This window comes from Streptomyces sp. NPDC043680 (genome assembly GCF_056436685.1).
Genome location: NZ_JBWKCE010000025.1, coordinates 20,467 through 38,499, shown reverse-complemented (window position 1 = coordinate 38,499; position 18,033 = coordinate 20,467). Strand labels below are relative to the sequence as shown.

Sequence of the window (18,033 nt, the reverse complement as noted above, 5' to 3'; positions counted from 1 at the left end):
TTCCCTCACGCAGCCCCTGGGTGGTGTCGGGTTGATGCCTCCCGGGTTTCGCACACGTACAGGTGAGCGGGGAGGCCCAGCGGGGCCCAGGCTGAAACGGTGCCCGTAGCCAAGTATGTGCCGTTACTCCCGTCCCGAGGCAGGGCACTGAGAGTGTCTTCCTCCGGCCCACCCATCTGCACCGGTCGCGACGGCTCCTTCGTCGACGGACCACATCCCCGCCATCGGCCGCCGCTGCTTCGATGCCTGGAACCACCTCTCACCCCCGGCACCCACCGGGGCATGGTGATGGCCTCCCCGCGCTCGGGACTGCTCCAGGTAGCCGAGGAATACCTGCGGAGTGTCACGACCCGCAAGGGCACCCGCCCCGAGATCGCCGCCATGCTGCGCACGCTCATCCAGGAGTGGGACGCGCAGCACAGCAGCTCCTGAGGCCCGCGGCCGCTGACCGCCTGAGACCGCCGTCGGTTCTAGAGCCAGCCGTTACGGCGGAAGGCACGGTAAAGAAGCCCGGAAGACAGCGCCATGAGCCCGAGGGCGAGCGGATAGCCGTAACTCCAGCCGAGCTCGGGCATGTGCGCGAAGTTCATCCCGTAGACGCGGGCGACCATGGTGGGGATCGCAAAGATCGCAGCACAGGCCGAGATGCGGCGCATGTCGTCGTTCTGCCAGGTACCCACCCGCGCCTGCTGCGCGCCCAGGACCGAGTCCAGCAGCTCGTCCAGCGACCGGACCTCGGTGTCGGTGCGGGTCAGGTGGTCCGCGACGTCGCGGAAGTAGGGCTATACCTTCGGCGGTTGGCTCTGCCCGTCCTGGCCGGGGCTGCTCAGGAGTCCCTGCAGGACGGGGACGAGGGGCTGTACCGCGTCACGGAACTCCCGTACCTCCCGTTTGAGGGAGTAGATCTGCTCGGTGTGGTCCACGCGGGAGGTGGCGGAGACGCGGTCCTCCGGTTTGGTGAGCGCGGCTCGCACCTTGTCCGCGGCGCCGCTGTAGGCGTCCACGACGACGTCGAGGACGGCGTGCAGAACGGACAGCGGGCCGAAGCGCAGCATGTCGGGGCCGGCTTCGAGCCGGCGGGCGGCTTCGGCGGCCGGGTCGACCGCATCGTGCCGCACGGTGAGCACGTAGCGGGGGCCGACGAACACCATCAGTTCCCCAGTCTCCACGCTTGGGCGCAGTCCCGCACCGATGAGCTGCCCCTCGGGGCCGGAACTCACGAAGAGAGCCACCCTCGTCGAGGACGCCATGGCCAAGCGTCCGGGCCGTCGTCGACTTCCTGGATTCTTGAGGCCGGGGGTGCATGGGAAAGCCCCGCACCTGGCGGTGCGGGGCTTTCTGCTGCGACCGGGCTGGGCCGGGCAGATCCGAGCCGTGTCGAGCTGGGCCGGGCCGAGGGCGGCCGGTCAGGCCTTCCGGATGTTGTAGCCGAGGGTCGTGCCGACGCAGCTGGTGCTCCGGAACGAGCCGCTGACGACCCATCCGGTGGGGACGGGGGAGTAGGAGCACACGGTGGCGTAGCTCTGGCCGGCGGTGTTGCCGATGTTGTAGGCGACGCCGGTTCCGGTGCAGGTGCTCGTGCTGTACGCGCCGGTGACGACCCACCCTGCCGGGATGGGGGACTGGGAGCACACGACCGCGTAGTTCTGGCCGGCGGTGTTGCCGATGTTGTAGGCGACGCCGGTGCCGATGCAGTTGCTCGTGCTGTACGAGCTGGTAATGACCCACCCGGTGGGGATGGGGGAGTGGGAGCACACGGTGGCGAAGTTCTGGCCGGCGGTGTTGCCGATGTTGTAGGCGACCCCGGTGCCGATGCAGCTGCTGGTGCTGTACGAGCTGGTGATGACCCACCCTGCCGGGATGGGGGACTGGGAGCACACGACGGCGGAGTTCTGGCCCGCGGTGTTGCCGATGTAATAGCCGACCCCGGTGCCGGCGCAGTTGCTGGTGCTGTACGAGCTCGTGATGACCCACCCGGTGGGGATGGGGGACTGGGAGCACACGGAGGCGGAGTTGAACCCGCTCGTATCGGCGATGGTGTACCAGACACCGGTGGTGCAGCCGCTGCCCCGGTACGAGCTGGTGATGACCCAGCCGGCCGGAATGGCTGCGTCGGAGCAGACGTTCGCGCTGCCCGCAACCCGCTGAGGGGCGGCCTGCGCCTGCGCGGTCGCGGCGGTCATCGCACCCAGCAGCAGCAACACGGCCGTCACCAGGTGCGGTATGCGGGTCCGTAAGGTCTTCAAGGTCGTCCTCAGATCTTCTCAGTGCTCTACGACTGCATGACTACGTCGATGCAGGTGAGACGGATCAAACCCCTGTTGATCATCTCGGCTGAGATGGTGTCAGAGTTGCCCCGGTGGCACCAGTGCCCCCAAGGGCGCCCTCCGCGCCGGACGTCACTGTCAAGGGAGGAGGCAGACCCCCGAACGATGCCTCCAGCATCCTCACTGTCAGGGGTCATGTTCCAGTACCTCAGCGACGCCGCTACCGCTCCCACCGCGCGGTTGCTGAACAGGGCGAACTGGGACGCAGACAAGGTCCGTGACGACCTCCAGTCCTATGTCGCCGGGCATCTCGGTGAGGACGGCGGGGTGCTCGTTGTCGACGACACCGGCTTCGTCAAGAAGGGCATCACCTCGGCCGGGGTCCAGCGCCCATACTCCGGCACCGCCGGCCGCACCGAGAACTGCCAGATCGGCGTCTGGCGGCCCTGGAACTGCCCACGTGCCCGAGTTCGACTACCAGGGCCAGGCCCCCGTCCGCCGCCGGTGGGCGCTGGTCCGCAGCAGTCTCAGCAAGCGCGAGGAGATCGCCTACTTCCTCGCCTACACACCACTCGACACAGCCGTTCAGGAGATGGTGAGGGTCGCCGGAATGCGCTGGCAGATCGAGGAGTGCTTCCAGGCTGCGAAAAACGAATGCGGCCTGGACCAGTACGAAGTCCGCCAGGAGTGCCTTGCCGACGGCGCTGGCGTGCGCGCTGTCGATGAGCGCAGCCCCCACCCGGACCGGCGGCGCGCCGGGGCCGTGTGAGGACTTAAGGATCTCGACTTCCCCGCCGGTGTAGGTGCTGAGGTAGACGGCGGCGCCGAGGCGGTCGCGCGGCCTGTCGAGGGTCTGCTGCATCAGCAGCTCGTGCTGCTCGGGCGGCCGGCCATTTCCATGACCGGTCCGGGCAGGTAGGCCCCGGTGATGGTTTCGACGAGGTACTGGGCGCGCAGCCAGTGCAGCAGCCAGGCGGTGGAGGTCACGGACATGCCGGTGCGCCGGGCGAGGTCGCGGGTGCTGATGCCGCCGGACTGCTGGATATGGTGGAGCAGCTTTGCGGCCTGCTGGCTGGGCGGCTGCGTGGGCAGGATCGAGCGGGCCATGTCGGCCCGCAGGGCCTTCGCCGTGCACCGCCGCCAGTCAGGTGCCGCTGCCGCCGGTGATGGTGCCAATGGGTGTCCATCCGTTGGCGCCTGAGGGGTCGCCACCGTTGAAGAGGTAGGCGGTGGTACTGCCATTGGCGGCCACGTGCAGGTAGTCGGCGAAGCCGTCGTCGTTGACGTCCACCAGGTGTACCCGGGTGTGGTCGGTGGTGACGCCGGTCGCGATGCGGCCGACGAAGAGCCAGCCGCCGTGCCCGTCGCCGCCGCGGTTGACGTACGTGGTGACGCTGCCGTCGGGGTTGACCACGTGGTAGTCGACCCGGCCGTCGCCGTCGTAGTCGGCCAGGCGTACGCGGCTACGGTCACTGGTCACGCCGGTCGCCACCTGCCCCATACCGACCCACCCGCCGGAGCCCGCAGGGTCCCCGCCCCGGTTCAGGTGCACGGTGACTGCTCCGCCGTCGGCGACGGTCAGGTAATCCGACCGGCCGTCACCATCCCAGTCGGCGAACCGGACCTGCTCTTGGCGGGTGGTGGTACCCGAGGCGACCTCGCCGATGCTGTTCCAGCCGTTGGGGCCGGTCACGTCGCCGCCGCGGTTGAGGTAGGCGGTTACCGCACCGGTGGGAGAGACGTACAGGTAGTCGGCGCGGCCGTCGCCGTTGAAGTCGGCCAGGTGTACGCGGGTGCGATCCGTGGTGACGCCGGTCGCGACACGGCCGAGTTCCTGCCAGTCGCCGCTGCGGTTGAGCCGCGCGCGTACTTCGCCGTTGTCCGCGATCGTGAGCTGGTCGGTGCGGCCGTCGCCGTCGAAGTCCGCCCACCGGACGCGTCCGGTGCCGCCGGCTTCCGTGCCGGCTCGGGGAACGCCGGGTCGGGTTCCCCAGCCGTCGGCGACGGCCTGCTCGAGTGCACCGTGGTAGGCGAGGGCCATCTTCCGGTAGCCGGCGTCGTTCGGGTGCAGACCGTCGGGCAGTTCCGATGCCACGTCCAGCCGTGGCGGCTCGACGTAGCGGAACCGCTCGCCTGCCGCCCGTCGCGCGGATCCCTGGATGCTGATGGCGTGGTTGAACTGACTCACCTGCTGGCCGACTCCGGTGGTGTCGGGAAGCAGGCCCTGGACGATGACGGTGACGCCGGGCCGGTTCTGGTGGATGCGGTCGACCAGTTCATTGAGGTTGCGTGCGGCCTCGGTCGGGTCGGCGTTGTGGAATTTGAGGTCGTTGATGCCCAGGTGCAGCAGGACGACGTCAGGGTCGGCGGCGCCCTGCCACCGGTCGATGTTGGCGCGGACCTCGTTGATCGTCCAGCCGCTGTGGCCCTCGTTGTCCGGGTCGGCGACAGACCCGAAGGAGCCGGAACCGACGAAGTCGGCGCTGTAGCGGGACTGGCCGGCCATCAGGCTCCACAGAGGGGAGCGATACCCGGCGTTGCCCGAGCTGCCCGCACCTGCGGTGATCGAGTCGCCGAGCGGCATGATCTTGACAAGGGGCGGGGCAGGCTGCGGTGCAGCCGTCGCCGGGGCAGTGCCGAGTCCGATGGCGCAGAGCCCGGCGAGAAGGCTGAGGCTGAAAGAAGTTGTGCGTTTCATTGCTGACAAGAGCTTTCGTCGGGCTGTCCGGTACGACCGAGCGGGCGGGGCCGCACGTGCGGATGGCTCAGACGCCGTACGCCGCAACCCGGCCGGCTCTGGAATGTGCCGGGGGGCGCGGGCGGCGCGGACACGGTTCATCGGCGACTACACGGTGAAGTTGATGCGCTGGAGCCTGAGTCGCCTGTACGCGGCTGCCCGCCTGGTCCGGGGCGAGACGGGGCGGGCAGCCGGTGGTGATCCCAGCGGGGATCTCAGGAGCGGGTCACGGTGGGATCAGGTACCGCTTGCGACCTTTCCGAGGCTGGTCCAGCCGTTGCTGCCGGCGGGTCGCCGCCGTTCCAGGCCCAGACGGAAGCGCTGCCCCCGGTCCCTGCGAGGACGTAGTCGGCGTGCGTGTCGGCGTTGAAATCGACGAACTGGACCTTGGTGTGGTCGGTGGTGACGCCGCTTGCGATCTGGGTGATGGTCTTCCAGCCGCTGCCGCCTGCCGGGTCGCCGCCGCGGTTGAGGTACAGGTCGACCTTGCCGTCGGCCTTGATGTGGAGGTAGTCGGCCTTGCCGTCGCCGTCGCCGTCGCCGTCGTTGTCGGCGAAGCGGATGCGGCTGCGGTCGCTGGTCACACCGGATGCCACCTTGCCGACAGCGGGCCAGCCGTTGCCGGACTGGTCGCCGCCGCGGTTGAGGTACACGTAGACGGCGCCGGTGTCGGTGAAGGACAGGTAGTCCGAGCGGCCGTCGCCGTCCCAGTCGGCGAAACGGACCTTGGTGGGATCGTTGCTGACGCCGACGGCGACCTTGCCCAGGTGCTTCCAGCCGTTGGCGCCGGCCGGGTCGCCGCCCTGGTTGAGGTAGACCTCAACGGATCCGTCGGTGTTGATCAGGATGTAGTCGGCCTTGCCATCGCCGTCGAAGTCGGCGAAGCGCACGCGGTTGCGGTCGTTGGTCAGACCGGTGGCCACCCGGCCCAGGCCCTGCCAGCCGTTGGCGCCGGCCGGGTCGCCGCCCCGGTTGAGCCAGACGGAGACCTCACCGTTGTCGGCAACGCTGATGTAGTCGGGCTTGCGGTCGCCGTCGAAGTCGGCCCACCGGATGCGGTCGTTGCCGCCGGCCTCGTTCGAGGCAGCCGAGCGACGCGCGGTGTGCTGTCCGATCCAGCCACCCAAGTCGTCGATCCGCACGTCGAACGCCCCGCTCTGGGCCGCCCCGCCCGCATCGAGACAGCCGTTCTGCCCCGAGCGGCTGACCAGGGCGGCGAGTACCGGCTTGCCGTTGACGGTGCGCAGGATGTCGGTGGTCAGTGCCTCTGCTCTGGGCCGCTGCGGTGCACGACATGTGATGCGGACGGCGGCGGCTTGATGTCGCGACGTAGGCGCGGCCCACCGGCCCTACCCCAAAAAGTCCGGTGGATCCTTCGCCGTGGGCGAGGCACAATTCCCGGGGAATCGGGGCGAGGGGGAGCTTGTTTGGACGTGTTCGCGTGTGCCGGGTGCGGCACAGAGCTGACGGCGCCGGTGTCCCGAATAGCCCTCCCGGTCCACACCCATCACGGGGGCTGGGAGGAACTCCATCCTCCGCTGATGGAGCCCGCGACGTACGCCGTCGACCCCCGACCCACTGGACCGCCGTGGCGGTTGTGGGAGGAGGTCGGAGAGGACGCGGCTGCCCAGCAGGGCGTGTACGCGCCGGTGTTACTCCGTCTCCTTCGGCGCGCGGAACAGGATCGTCATCGCCCCGGGCGACTCCCGGTCCATGGCCCTGATACCCGAGAAGTGCGAGGGCTACTGCCGGGGTGTGGACGGCCGAGCCGGCACCAACCTGGCGTGCGAGGGGTGCGGGCGGGCTGTGGCGACCCGCATGGACGACTGCGGACTGTGGCGGGCGGTATGGCTGGAGCCCGGCGCGGTCGTACGCCACCCCTCGGGGCTCCCCGCCGGTCCGCCTCCCGACTGGGACGAGCTGGAGCGCGCCGAGCATCGTGTCCCACCCGTCGAACCCAACGGGTCGTGGAGCCGTCGCTGGGAGGCGGCGGTCGGGGTCGCGCTGGCCCACCTCGTGGCGGCCACTGAGGACCGCCCCGTGACCCTCCCCGCCGGCCCCGTCACCGAGCTGCTCAGCCACGCCGTCGGCCGGTACCTGCCGGCCGGGGCGGATGCCCGTACCGTGGGGCTGGCCGGCCCGGGAATCCGCACGCCCCGGCCCCGTCCCGACGTCCTCCTCGTCCCCCGCCACCCCCTCACAGGCACGCCCTGGCGCCCACCCGGCGACGACGCGGCCGTGGTGCCGCTGGACAGCGGGGTCTGGGCGTACGTCGCCCACCCCGGTGAGACCTCACCGATGCCCGCGACAGGGGTGCTTCCGCACGGCGTCCTGCGCGACGACTATCCCCTGCCCCCGCGCCCCTGGCGCCCGCTGACACCCCACCACCGCGCCTTCGAGTGCACACTGGTCGGGCTGCCCGCCATACGCACCCCCCGGCTGCGCAGGTACCACGACGGGTACCGATCATGAACGTCTGGCTGGGCGTCTATGGCGCCGCGATCGCAGCGGTCTGCTCATCGTGCGGTTCGGATTTCAGGTCTCTTTGATCCGCCAGGCCTTCCTGGTGGTTCCCGTAAGACGGGGGATGGGGTTCTTCGGTGAGCGTTGCGCCTCAGAGGGGTCGGCGGCTTTCCATTTCGGTGGCGACGATGGCCGCTCACCGATCGTCGGGGCTCGGACGGCCTCAGAACAGCCGGTGGCCCTGGACCAGGGCGGTCCTGGTGCCGTCGTTCCGGACGAGCCGGAGCTTTTTGACGCCGTTGTGGTTCGCGGCGACGAGGAACGATGGGCCGGCGATCACGGCCAGGGCGACCAGCCCGAAGAGGATGCCCACGAGGTCGGATGATTGCGTGTCGCCCTCCTCGACGGTCTGGCCGCCGAGGTGGAAGAGCATGGGAACGGTGACGAGGAGCGAGAGGAGCAGCAGCCAGCCCACTGCCCGATTGATCAGCTGTTTGCGCCGCGCCTTGGCCGCGCTCTCCACCTGGACAGAGAACTTCCGCGAGCAGCGGGGGCAGGTTATCCCCACGCTCTGTTCACGGCTGGTCGGCCGGTCCGCGCCGCCGGTCGGCAGGTGCGAGATGCTCCACTTGACGGTCGTAACAGCCACCCCCTTGATGCTCACCCTGCAGCCGAGGCCCACGACGTACCGTTCACCGATCAAGGATTGCGCCATCCCTGCCACCCCCAGGTGCCGACCCCGCGCGCATCGCGGGGCGGGCAGATCTTAGCGGGGCTGCCGCGGCGCGAACACCGGCTCGCGGTCCGCAGGGTGCGCGAGCTGGGAGGCCGGAAGTATTCCCGATGTCGTCCCACTCCGCAGGGCTCCCTGAGAGCACTATCGACTGATCGGCCTGAAAAATCGGGCTGCCGACAGGCCCTGATGGCAGAGTCTGCCCATGGTCTTCCTACGTTGCGAAGCGGTCCGATGGGTCGATGACGAACCCCAGCCCGGCCTGGTCGAAGTCCGCTTCACCGACGCCCACCACCAGCAGTGGACCTTCGTTGACAAGTGGCCTGTCTTCAGCGGTGAGGACCTCCACCCCGACTCCAGCTATCCCGTCGAGGTGGGCGTCCTCTGCGACATCCTGACCACTGGCAACAGCGCGGACACTGCGGACACGGTCAAGATCTCCGTCGCTCCCTGGGGACTCGAATCCCTCGACGGACGCATCGAGTTCGAAGTGCGGGCTGATCAATTGACCACCAGCTGAGGTCCACGATCACCGGGCCCCGCCGACCTGACGATCACCGAGGCCCACCCATGCTCTTCGCTCCCCACCCTCCTCACACCATTCAAGCAGCAACGAACTGAGGCGAAGAGCGACACTGGTCGTTTTCAAGAATCCCCATCAGCGACGACCCGGTCTCCGGCTCCGCACGGCAGCTTGTCGAGATCCTGGACGCTGCGCAGCAGCGCTTCGGCCACGGCCGACCCGAGGGCGGCACTGCGCCGACGCCGAACGGGCCCCTGAGGGATCGTCGACCGGACCCGGCCCGATGACAAGAGCCCCGGACCTCGCGTCCGGGGCTCTGCTGTGGCCGGCTGTTCACGGCCCTTCGAAGGAGTCAGTCCGTCTCGACGTAGGCGACCAGGACCAGGGTGCCGAGGACGGTCGGTACGTACAGGATCCGGACGCCGCTCTCGCGGTGCTCACGGATCGCACCGTGCTTCGACAGCACGCCGATCTCGGGATTCCTGGAGTCTGCGACTAAAGGGTGTTGCAGAAGGCTGGGTCGTGGGCATTTTGCCTGTATGGGTGGGGTGTTGCGGGCTGAGCCGGTGTGGGTGGAGACGTTCACGGGCTTGCGGATGGACCGGTTCGCGAAGCTGGTGAAGGTGGTCCGGGAGCGGGGCGGGGATGGTCCCGGTGGCGGCCGGCCGTGGTGCTTGCCGCTGGCCGACCGGGTGCTGCTGGTGGCCGTGTACTACCGCACCAACCTCACGATGCGGCAGCTCGTCCCGCTCTTCGGGATCTCTTCGGCGACGGTCTGCCGGGTCATCCAGCGCCAGGGGCCGTTACTCGCGCTGGAGCCGGCCCCGCGGCCCGTCGCGGAGGTCGAACGCCTGTGAATCGTGGACGGCACCCTCATCCCGGTCCGCGACCGACAGGTCGGCGCCTCCTCCCGCAACTACCGCTTCTCGGCGAACGTGCAGGTCATCATCGACGCCGACAGCCGCCTGGTCGTCGCGAGCGCCCGACCGGCGCCGGGCAACAAGGCCGACGCGCATGTCTGGCGGGAGTCGGACCTGCCGGCCAAGGCTGCCGGGACGACGGTGATCGCAGACGGCGCCTACCTCGGCACCGGGCTGATCGTCCCCCACCGCAGAAGGGCCGGACGTCCCCTCCTGCGCGGGCAGGAGGAGGACAACGCCGAACACCGACGGGTCCGCGCCCGCGTCGAGCACACCTTCGCCCGCATGAAGAACTGGAAGATCCTCCGCGACTGCCGCCAAAGGGGCGACGGCCTCGACCACGCCGTCCAGGCCGCCGCCACCATGCACAACCTCGCTATGACACAGTGAAACAGCAGGTCAGAGGCCACTCAGGCCTGCAAGAGACGGACCTTCTGCAACACCCCTTAGGGCCTGTTGCGAAAGTGGATCTTGGTCGTGGATGATCACGCTTTGTGGGGCGTGGAGACCTGACGAACAGCCAGTGGGACCGGCTGGAGCCGTTGCTGCCCAAGGGCATCAGCCGGGCCGTCCGGCGGTGTGGACACGGCGGCAGCTGATAGACGGCATACGGGTGGCGGACCCGGACCGGCGCTCCGTGGCGGGACGTGCCCGAGCGGTACGGCCTGTGGGACCGGGTCTACGACCTGTTCAGACGCTGGCAGCGCGATGGCACCTGGGCGCGGATCGTCACCCAGCTCCAGGCCCAGGCGGACGCGAAGAGCCTGATCGCCTGGGACGTGAACATCGACTCCACCGTCTGCCGGGCCCACCAGCACGCTGCCGGTGCGTCGAAAAAAGGGGGTCTGCAAAAGGAGCCGCCCGGCGGCATTGCCGTCGAGCTGGCCGACCACGGGCTCGGACGCTCCCGAGGCGGACTGACCACCAAGATCCACCTCGCCGTCGAGCAGGGACAGAAGCCTTTGTCGGTGGTGATCACGGCCGGGCAGCGGGGTGATTCTCCGCAGTTCGAGCCGGTCCTGGAGGCAATCCGGGTGCCCCGGCTGTGGCGCGGGCGGCCCCGCAGGCGCCCGGACCGGGTGCGGGCCGACAAGGCGTACGACTCCCGCCGCAACCGGGCCTACCTGTGCAGACGCGGGATCAAGGCGACCATCCCGGTCCCAGCCGACCGAGTCCGCACCCGCCAGAAGCTCGGCTCTCGAGGCGGTCGGCCACCCGAGTTCGACAAGACGGACTACCGCGAGCGGCATGCCGTCGAGTGCGGGATCAATCGCCTCAAGCGCCACCGGGCCGTGGCCACGAGATACGACAAGCTTGCCGTCCGCTACGAGGCGACCGTGCTGGTCGCAGTCCTCAACGAGTGGCTGTGACCGGTGAGCCCGCGCCCGCCGGGTGCCTGGCAGTCGTGTTGGGTCCACACTGCCTTCACGTGATCTCGGTCTTCCCCTGGGCCCAGCAGCCCGCTTACGCTCGGACCGTTTCGGTGCAAAGTGATTTGCTTGCTCCCGGCACAGTGAGGCGGCTTCCATGCCTGGATGGATGGACTTGGCATACACCACGGCCGGCGGTGTCGTCGGCGCCGCGGTGACCAACTACCTCTCCAAGAACCAGGAACGTCGGCAGCAGCGAGCAGCGGTCATGCAACAGCTCCTCCGCGTCGCAGCGGTGCGCGACAGGGTATGCGACATCGCGCCGAGCCGGAGGGAGAGTCCGTCGCGGCACTTAGCCGGGGCACGACTGCTTGCCACGGCACGTTTTGGCGTCACGGCGGTCCTGGAGGACGGCCATGACGCCGAGCACGCCCAGCGGGAAGCGATCTCAGATCTTGTGGTGGCTGCGCTCTCGGCGGGCATACCCCGCAGGGTCTTGGACTTCGCCGGAGGCAGCGAGGAACGTGCCTTGCAATGCGAGGTCATCAGAGTGGTCGATCTCCACCTGGGCGGTGTCCTGGGTGAGTCGCTCGAAGAACTCATGACGCAGTGTGAGGAATATCGGCAGGCGACAGCTCAACACCTGCTTCGGGCGCTGTGGCACCCATGGCAGACGCGGTTGCGGATGCATGCGCGCCTTCGCGTGTTGCGTCAAGACGTCGCCGCACTCCATCGCAGACAAGAAGTGGCGATATCTGTCCTGGCTCAGCCGGAGCACATCGATGCCCTCACCGAGCGACTCGGTGACCTTTCGGATCAAGACCCACAACGCGTCAACAATCCGGGACCCGCGGCATAGACAGTGCCGCGTGGCATCAAATCAGATCCGCTGCACACTAGGGCGTGTTGCGAAAGTGGATCTTGTTCGTTGATGATCATCTGTTGTGGGACGTGGTGATCTGACGAACGGGCAGTGGGCCCGGCTTGAGCCGTTGCTGCCGCAGGCATTAAGCCGGGCCGGCCGCAGGTGTGGACGCGGCGGCAACTGATAGACGGCATACGGTGGCGGACCCGGACCGGCGCCCCGTGGCGGGACGTGCCCGAAAGGTATGGCCCATGGGATCGGGTCTATGACCTGTTTCGCCGCTGGCAGCGGGACGGGACCTGGGCCCGGATCCTCACCCGGCTCCAAACCGAGGCCGATGCCAAGGGCCTGATCACCTGGGAGGTGAACGTCGACTCCACCCTCTGCCGGGCCCATTAGCACGCCGCCGGGGCGGCGAAAAAGGGGATCTGCAGAAGGAGCCGCCCGGCGGCGTCTTGGTTGAGCCGGCCGACCACGGGCTCGGACGTTCCCGCGGCGGGCTGACCAGCAAGATCCACGTTGCCGTCGAGCAGGGACAGAAGCCGCTGTCCGTGGTGATCACGGCCGGGCAGCGGGGAGATTCCCCGCAGTTCGAGCCGGTCCTGGAGGCGATTCGGGTGCCCCGGCTCGGGCTCGGCAGGCCGCGCAAGCGGCCGGACCGTGTGCGGGCCGACAAGGCGTATGACTCCCGCAGCAACCGCTCCTACCTTCGCAGACGCGGAATCAAGGCCACTATTCCGGTTCCTGCGGACCGGGTCCGCAACCGGCTGGGGCGCGGATCGCGCGGCGGCCGGCCGCCGAAGTTCGACAGGGACGACTACAAGCAGCGGCACGCGGTCGAGTGCGGGATCAACCGCCTCAAGCGCCACCGCGCCGTCGCCACCAGGTACGACAAACTCGCCGTCCGCTACGAAGCCACAGTGCTGGTCGCAGCCATCAACGAGTGGCTGTGACCAGCACTTTCACAACAGACCCTAAGGGAGTGGGGTGCCTCTATGTCCTTCGTCAAGGACGCGGTGCCTGGTATGAGGCTGTTCGGGGTGGTCATGCGGCGAGGGTGACGGTGGGGGTTTGGACTCGTAGAAGGTGCCGTCGCGGAGCATGGCGAACAGGACGCTGATGCGTTGGCGGGCGAGCCGGAGGAGTGCCTGGGTGTGGCTTTTGCCGCAGGCGCGTTGGCGGTCGTAGTAGGTCCTGGAAGCGGGGTCGGCGTTCATGCAGGCGAAGGCGGAGAGGAACATCGCGCGTTTGAGCTGACGGTTTCCGCCTCTGGGTGCGTGTTCGCCGTGGATCGAGGTCCCCGATGACTTGGTCGTGGGGGCGAGGCCGGCGTAGGAAGCGAGGTGGGCGGCGCTGGGAAAGCCGCTTCCGTCGCCGAGGTGACCAGGAGGATAGTCGCGGTCCTGACTCCGACTCCGGGCATCGAGGTCAGGACCGGGTGAAGAGGGTGGGCCTCCAGCAGGGTGCTGATCTGGGCTTCGACCGGTCCTCGGGCTCGTGATGGGCCGCTAGGCCGCCTTCTTCATCATCAGCGCGGCTGCGGTCGCAGTCCCGCTCCTGATGCGAGAGCAGCCGAAGTTGTTCGCCCGAGCTTGTCTCGTCGTCGGGGTGGGCCTGCTCGCCTGGGCGATAATCGGCGCCGTCATCGGCATGTTCCTGTTCATTCCCGCGGCCCTGTTACTGCTCGTCTCGGCCTTCGCGGCGGCCGACAACCGCCCAGGCGCATAGCTGGCCGTGACCGCGCCCATCGCGGCTGCGACGGTCGTGTCAGTGTTCTACCTCCAGCCGCCGGACCCGGAGAACGAACCGCCACTGTGGTTCAACGCAACCCTCGACTTCAGCACCCGGGTTCGCGATCCGGACTTCAACTTGCCGACAGCACCGGAGCGCGGCGTGTTTGGTTTTGGTCTCCCACGCCTCTTTATGCGCCGCAGGGTGTGGTGTTGTTTTTCAGTGGGTGGTGTCGTTGAGCTGGTAGGAGCGCAGGTCTGCGATGGTGCCGCCGTCTGCCCCGATGCACACTTGCCGGCCGAAGTAGTTGTCCTTTTGGTCGACCCGTGCGGTGCGGCTGCTGTTGTTGAGCCGCACGGTCGGCACCCAGCTGTGTCGGAGCACCAGGCGGCGGCGCTGGGGCACTCGCGGCGCAGGGTTGTGAGCAGTGCGTTCCGTGCGATCCAGCGAGGGTGGGGGCGATATGTAAAGGTCCTGTCGCTTTGGGTAATCAGGCCGAGCTGCCCTTGCCGCGGATGTAGTCCGGCAGGTGCCGGACCGAGCCGTCGGTGGCGCGTTTGGCGTAGGGCTGGCCCTCGAAGTGGATCTCGGGGTAGATGCACACGAAGCCGCGGGGGCACTGGATCTGGTCCCGGGGGGCGGTGACGGTCGGACCGGTCCTGGCTGGCGCGGGCCGGGCCTGGGCGGGGGTGACACCGGGCAGCGCCGTGATACTGCTCATAGCTGCCAGGAACAGGGCTTGTTGTAGACGTCGGTGGTATCGCTTCGGGCGGTGACGATTGCCGCTGACCTTGCCTGAGTCCCCGGGAGCCGGTGCCAGGCCGGCGTATGTCGCCAGGCGATCCGGGCTGCCGAAGAGGTCCATGTCGCCGCCGATGGCAGCCAGGATCTCGGCTCCGAGCAGGTTGCCGATCCCGGGCATGCTGGCAACGATGGTCACGAAGACCTCTGATGGACTCGAGTGGGCGCGACGGTGCGGATTTGTGGCGTTAAGGTCACCGGGCCAGGCTGGGTGAAGACGTGAATGCGGATCCTCATCAACGGTGATGGCCCTTCGCCCGCAGGGCGAAGGGCCATCGAGGTCAAAGACCCAACCAAGGCGCTACGCAGTGGCCCGTCATAGTCGTCCATCGCGAAAGTCGCATCAGCGCAGACACCCGGCATATTTCTTCCATGCCGCCAGGTAGCCCTGTCGGTAGCCCAGTTGATAGTCAGTCCTGATTTTACCCAGGAAACGGGGGTACTCTTGACAGCCGTACGGATCTGCGGCTGCCCGCCCCTGGGCGTATCCAATTCGATATCCCCGCCAGTAATCTTGCGTGACATGCACTCGGTCGTCCCATTTTTTGATACCGGGCGGGGGTGGGGGCGTAGGGTCCGTGACTGAGGCCACGGCGTTCGTGGGCGACGACACAGTCGCGGCCACGGCGGCAACAGGCAATAGCACCAGCGAAGCAAGCATTGACGGAACAAGGAAGACGAAGTATCGCTTGAGGTGTTGCTCTTTACCACTTTGCATGGCCACCGCCATCGGTGATGTCGTCCCGCGAAGGCGGGAGGCGAAGATTTTCGCCTAAGCTGTTTGGCCTCCACTCCAGTCGAACGCCACATGGCCTCGATGGCAAATCGGCCCATGCCGACCGGCTCGCCACCTCGTATCACCCCGAACTGACCGGGCCTATGACGGCACGCCTACCGTAAAGATCGCGCAGGAGGTGGCACGCCGGGTTACAAGGTCTTCCCACTCGCCGATGAACTGGACGATGCCCACCTGCCCCCCCCCGCCACCCTCGTCGCAACCGCGGCGCCCTCGTGGAGCCAGTCCGGCAGCTGATGGCGAGCCAGGGCCCGGAGTACGACCGCGGCCCTGTCGCAGCAGCCTGCGGGGAGACGGGTGCGGGGCGTTGCTCACCAGACGGCTCCGCCCGCCCCTCGGATGGATGACGCCTCGGGCGCCTGCCGAACCGGGCCGATCCGGCCCCCGGTGGACTCTGGAAGACAGGATGAGGAGGGAGGCACCTGGTGACGCCGTAACCGCCGGTTGAGCCGATGCTGGCGCAGGCCGCCGAGGCGCTGCCCGGCTCGGGAACGCTGGCGGGTGGCGCCGCCTATGAGCAGAAGTTCGACGGGCGCCGCGCGATCCTCTCCACCCCGGCTGCACCGGGCGGGCGGGTGGTGTTGCAGACCCTGCGGATCGCTGGTGCAGGATCGTTTCCCGCGACCGGCCAGCTGGCGGCTGCGGGGCGGCTGGCCCAGAACACCCCCCGTGCCGAACCACCCCGCCCGCCGACCGTTCCGCGGCGGTGCCCCGCAGGCCGGCCGGCCAGGCCAGCGTCACCCGCAGACCACCGGCTCCCCCGCCCGGAACCGGTCGATTACCCGGACTTCCCCCCCAGCACCGCCAACGGCCCCGCAGTTGGCGCGGTCAGCAGGCGCACGGATGTCCCGAACTCCCCGGCCACCAGCTTGGCCAGCGCCTTACAGCTTGATGCGCGATTGCTTGGGGCAACGCGTTCGGGCGGAGCTGCGCTATCAGGCGTGCCGGGTAAGGCCGAACAGAGCGCCGGTGGGATCGCGCATGACCACGTCTCCGTTGGAGTCCTGGCGAACTTCGGTCGCACCGAGCTGTCGGGCCTGTTTGGCGTCGGCATCGGGTCTGTTGCTGGCGAAGCTGACCAGCCAGAGTGATCGCTGCGCCGTTGGTTTCCCCGGCGGCGGGCTGGTGGCGGCGATGGAGTTGTCCGGCAACCGGAACTCGGTGTGCTCAGGGTCGGAGTTCCAGTGCAGGGCTGGTCGGTAGAAGGCGGCAGCCTGCTCGGGGTGGTCGGTGAGAAGGCTGATGCCGGCGAAGGTGCCCGGTTCGTGGGTCAGCTGCATGCCGGTGTGGGTGCCGGGCTGCCAGAGTGACAGTGGTGCACCGACGGGGTCGATCGCGACGGCGGCGTGTCCGAGTGTCCCCACTTTGTTGGGTGCCACGATGATCTGGGCGCCCAGGTTCGTGAAGCGGGTGGCGGTGGCTTGGATGTCCGCCACGGTGATGTTGATCGTCCAGTAGGGTGCGCCGGCGTCCTCGGCCGGCCCCAGGGCGGCGACGAGATGTCCGCGCAGTGTGCAGAGCCTGTAGCCGTTGGGATCCGGTGGGGCGACGGTCCAGCCGAACAGTGCGGTGTAGAAGGCCGTCGTCGTCTCCATGTCGGGGGTGCCGAGGTCGACCCAGGTCACGCTGTTCTCGGGGTGCCGCGTGATGTTCATCGAGATGCCTCTCCGTTGGGGCCGCCTCGCCCCGGTAGTGGAGCGAGGCGGTGTCCAGAACTGACTCCGCGGCGACCTGTGGTGTCAGGTGTAGTAGGGCGAGTTCACGTCGATGCTGGCGTCCTTGACGATCTCGCCGTCGAACAGGCGTGTCGTTGCCGGGGCTCCGGCCCGGCGCGCTTCTTCGGCGAAGGGGCCCTGGGCAAAGGCCAGGGCGTTCTCGGCGCTGTCGAATTCGTAGAAGCCACCGATGGTGTGGGTGCCGATCCCGGACAGCCACGTCTTGCGGATCAGGCCCGGTGCGGTCTTCAGGGCCACGTTGACCTGGTGCCAGTCGAACTGCTCGAACGGCACTGCCGCCTGGATCTCGGTGTAGAGAAACGTCTTGCCCATCACGAACCTCCGGATTCGGGGCCTGTCCGGCCCGCGTCTAGTACGTGCGTCCTAGTAATGTGAGCATGGAGTAGGATGGCCGTACTAGTCAAGGGGGTCGCGATGGCAGCGGACACGAAGTCCCGCATGATCAGCGCAGCGATCGGACTGCTGCAACGCCACGGCCTGGCCGCGATGTCCTTCACCGACGTCCTGGCCGAGAGCGGGGCCGCGCGCGGGGCGATCTATCACCATTTCCCGGGCGGCAAACAGCAACTCGCGCTCGAAGCCGCCCGCCGCAACGCGGAGGACGTCCGCGGCCACCTGCACGAACTGCCGGCCCGCAGGCCACGCGAAGTCGTGGAGGCGTTCCTCGGCAACGTCCGCCCCGTGGTGCAGGCGTCCGCGGGGGGCGGCGGTTGCGCAGTCGCGGCGGTCACCGTCGACGGCGGTGCGGCCATTGCCGACCAGAGCAGCCTGCGCACTGTCGCGGCCGAAGGGTTCGCCGGCTGGGTCGGCGAGCTCACCGGAAAACTCACCCACGCCGGAATGAGTCCATCCCAGGCTGCTGATCTGGCCACCCTCATGATCGTCACACTCGAAGGCGCCCACATCCTCTGCCGCGCAGCGGGCAGCATCGCGCCCTTCGACAGCGCCGCCGCGGCCCTACTCTCCGCCCTCCCGAGCTCAGGTTGACCCGGTGCCAGAACATGGCAACGTGGCGCGCTGTAACGATCATGCTTCTGCCATGGCATGAACAGGGCCGTGCGGGTTGGGTGTTGTTGTGACGCAATACCTCG

The 18,033-nt window shown here is 68.4% G+C and carries 15 protein-coding genes and 7 pseudogenes; 10 read left to right on the top strand and 12 right to left on the bottom strand.

Features of this window, described 5'->3' with window-relative positions:
- Positions 1 to 282: 282 nt before the first annotated feature.
- Positions 283 to 432 carry a hypothetical protein gene (locus tag AC0666_RS31235; protein WP_478708849.1) on the top strand — a complete coding sequence of 50 codons (150 nt, stop codon included), beginning with the start codon at positions 283 to 285 and terminating at the stop codon, positions 430 to 432.
- 38 nt (positions 433 to 470) lie between these two features.
- On the opposite strand, the pseudogene AC0666_RS31230 reads toward AC0666_RS31235, so the two are convergent.
- A pseudogene (locus AC0666_RS31230) lies at positions 471 to 1,151 on the bottom strand (magnesium and cobalt transport protein CorA).
- A gap of 255 nt (positions 1,152 to 1,406) precedes the next feature.
- Entirely contained in the window at positions 1,407 to 2,246 is an 840-nt protein-coding gene (locus tag AC0666_RS31225; RefSeq protein WP_478708848.1) for a hypothetical protein, read from the bottom strand.
- A gap of 258 nt (positions 2,247 to 2,504) precedes the next feature.
- Between AC0666_RS31225 and AC0666_RS31220 the strand changes: the two are divergent.
- Positions 2,505 to 2,952: pseudogene (locus AC0666_RS31220) on the top strand (transposase); the annotation flags it as partial.
- A gap of 176 nt (positions 2,953 to 3,128) precedes the next feature.
- Here AC0666_RS31220 and AC0666_RS31215 read toward each other — a convergent pair.
- The 3 genes from AC0666_RS31215 to AC0666_RS31205 form a co-directional block, all read right to left on the bottom strand.
- Positions 3,129 to 3,374, bottom strand: coding sequence for a winged helix-turn-helix domain-containing protein (locus AC0666_RS31215; protein WP_478708847.1), 246 nt, complete (start codon positions 3,372 to 3,374; stop codon positions 3,129 to 3,131).
- A 37-nt stretch (positions 3,375 to 3,411) separates the two neighbouring features.
- Complete coding sequence (locus AC0666_RS31210; protein ID WP_478708846.1) at positions 3,412 to 4,851, bottom strand: FG-GAP-like repeat-containing protein; 1,440 nt, start codon at positions 4,849 to 4,851, stop codon at positions 3,412 to 3,414.
- Positions 4,852 to 5,219: 368 nt separating this feature from the next.
- Positions 5,220 to 6,146: an FG-GAP repeat domain-containing protein gene (locus AC0666_RS31205; RefSeq protein ID WP_478708845.1), complete on the bottom strand. Its 927-nt coding sequence runs from the start codon at positions 6,144 to 6,146 to the stop codon at positions 5,220 to 5,222.
- 571 nt (positions 6,147 to 6,717) lie between these two features.
- On the opposite strand from AC0666_RS31205, the gene AC0666_RS31200 reads away from it, so the two are divergent.
- The gene (locus AC0666_RS31200; protein ID WP_478708844.1) at positions 6,718 to 7,476 is read left to right on the top strand and encodes a hypothetical protein; all 759 of its coding nucleotides are present in this window, start codon (positions 6,718 to 6,720) and stop codon (positions 7,474 to 7,476) included.
- A 214-nt stretch (positions 7,477 to 7,690) separates the two neighbouring features.
- Here the strand turns inward: AC0666_RS31200 and AC0666_RS31195 are convergent, their stop codons facing one another.
- Positions 7,691 to 8,116 carry a hypothetical protein gene (locus AC0666_RS31195; protein ID WP_362182357.1) on the bottom strand — a complete coding sequence of 142 codons (426 nt, stop codon included), beginning with the start codon at positions 8,114 to 8,116 and terminating at the stop codon, positions 7,691 to 7,693.
- Positions 8,117 to 8,405: 289 nt separating this feature from the next.
- On the opposite strand from AC0666_RS31195, the gene AC0666_RS31190 reads away from it, so the two are divergent.
- The 5 genes and pseudogenes from AC0666_RS31190 to AC0666_RS31170 all read left to right on the top strand — a co-directional run bounded on the left by AC0666_RS31190 (position 8,406) and on the right by AC0666_RS31170 (position 12,831).
- A complete protein-coding gene (locus tag AC0666_RS31190; RefSeq protein ID WP_285544164.1) occupies positions 8,406 to 8,720 on the top strand; it encodes a hypothetical protein in 315 nt (104 codons plus the stop codon).
- 542 nt (positions 8,721 to 9,262) lie between these two features.
- A pseudogene (locus AC0666_RS31185) lies at positions 9,263 to 10,033 on the top strand (transposase family protein).
- A gap of 104 nt (positions 10,034 to 10,137) precedes the next feature.
- Positions 10,138 to 11,013 (top strand): annotated as a pseudogene (locus AC0666_RS31180) (IS5 family transposase).
- Positions 11,014 to 11,182: 169 nt separating this feature from the next.
- On the top strand, positions 11,183 to 11,872 hold the full coding sequence (locus AC0666_RS31175) for a hypothetical protein (protein WP_478708843.1): 690 nt from the start codon (positions 11,183 to 11,185) through the stop codon (positions 11,870 to 11,872).
- Positions 11,873 to 11,957: 85 nt separating this feature from the next.
- Positions 11,958 to 12,831: pseudogene (locus tag AC0666_RS31170) on the top strand (IS5 family transposase).
- A 111-nt stretch (positions 12,832 to 12,942) separates the two neighbouring features.
- Here the strand turns inward: AC0666_RS31170 and AC0666_RS31165 are convergent.
- Positions 12,943 to 13,370, bottom strand: a pseudogene (locus tag AC0666_RS31165) (transposase); the annotation flags it as partial.
- 68 nt (positions 13,371 to 13,438) lie between these two features.
- Between AC0666_RS31165 and AC0666_RS31160 the strand changes: the two are divergent.
- The gene (locus AC0666_RS31160) at positions 13,439 to 13,606 is read left to right on the top strand and encodes a hypothetical protein (RefSeq protein ID WP_478708842.1); all 168 of its coding nucleotides are present in this window, start codon (positions 13,439 to 13,441) and stop codon (positions 13,604 to 13,606) included.
- A 222-nt stretch (positions 13,607 to 13,828) separates the two neighbouring features.
- On the opposite strand, the gene AC0666_RS31155 is transcribed toward AC0666_RS31160, so the two are convergent.
- The 5 genes and pseudogenes from AC0666_RS31155 to AC0666_RS31135 form a co-directional block, all read right to left on the bottom strand.
- On the bottom strand, positions 13,829 to 14,014 hold the full coding sequence (locus AC0666_RS31155) for a hypothetical protein (RefSeq protein WP_469157114.1): 186 nt from the start codon (positions 14,012 to 14,014) through the stop codon (positions 13,829 to 13,831).
- Positions 14,015 to 14,099: 85 nt separating this feature from the next.
- Complete coding sequence (locus tag AC0666_RS31150; protein ID WP_468973933.1) at positions 14,100 to 14,330, bottom strand: peptidase inhibitor family I36 protein; 231 nt, start codon at positions 14,328 to 14,330, stop codon at positions 14,100 to 14,102.
- Positions 14,307 to 14,543: pseudogene (locus AC0666_RS31145) on the bottom strand (IS110 family transposase); the annotation flags it as partial. The gene AC0666_RS31150 and the pseudogene AC0666_RS31145, both read right to left, overlap by 24 nt.
- A 1,598-nt stretch (positions 14,544 to 16,141) precedes the next feature.
- Complete coding sequence (locus AC0666_RS31140; protein WP_478708841.1) at positions 16,142 to 16,831, bottom strand: VOC family protein; 690 nt, start codon at positions 16,829 to 16,831, stop codon at positions 16,142 to 16,144.
- 114 nt (positions 16,832 to 16,945) lie between these two features.
- Positions 16,946 to 17,254, bottom strand: a complete 309-nt coding sequence (locus tag AC0666_RS31135) for a hypothetical protein (RefSeq protein WP_468973870.1) — start codon at positions 17,252 to 17,254, stop codon at positions 16,946 to 16,948.
- 102 nt (positions 17,255 to 17,356) lie between these two features.
- On the opposite strand from AC0666_RS31135, the gene AC0666_RS31130 reads away from it, so the two are divergent.
- Positions 17,357 to 17,929 carry a TetR/AcrR family transcriptional regulator gene (locus AC0666_RS31130; RefSeq protein WP_399328327.1) on the top strand — a complete coding sequence of 191 codons (573 nt, stop codon included), beginning with the start codon at positions 17,357 to 17,359 and terminating at the stop codon, positions 17,927 to 17,929.
- The last annotated feature ends 104 nt before the right edge of the window (positions 17,930 to 18,033 follow it).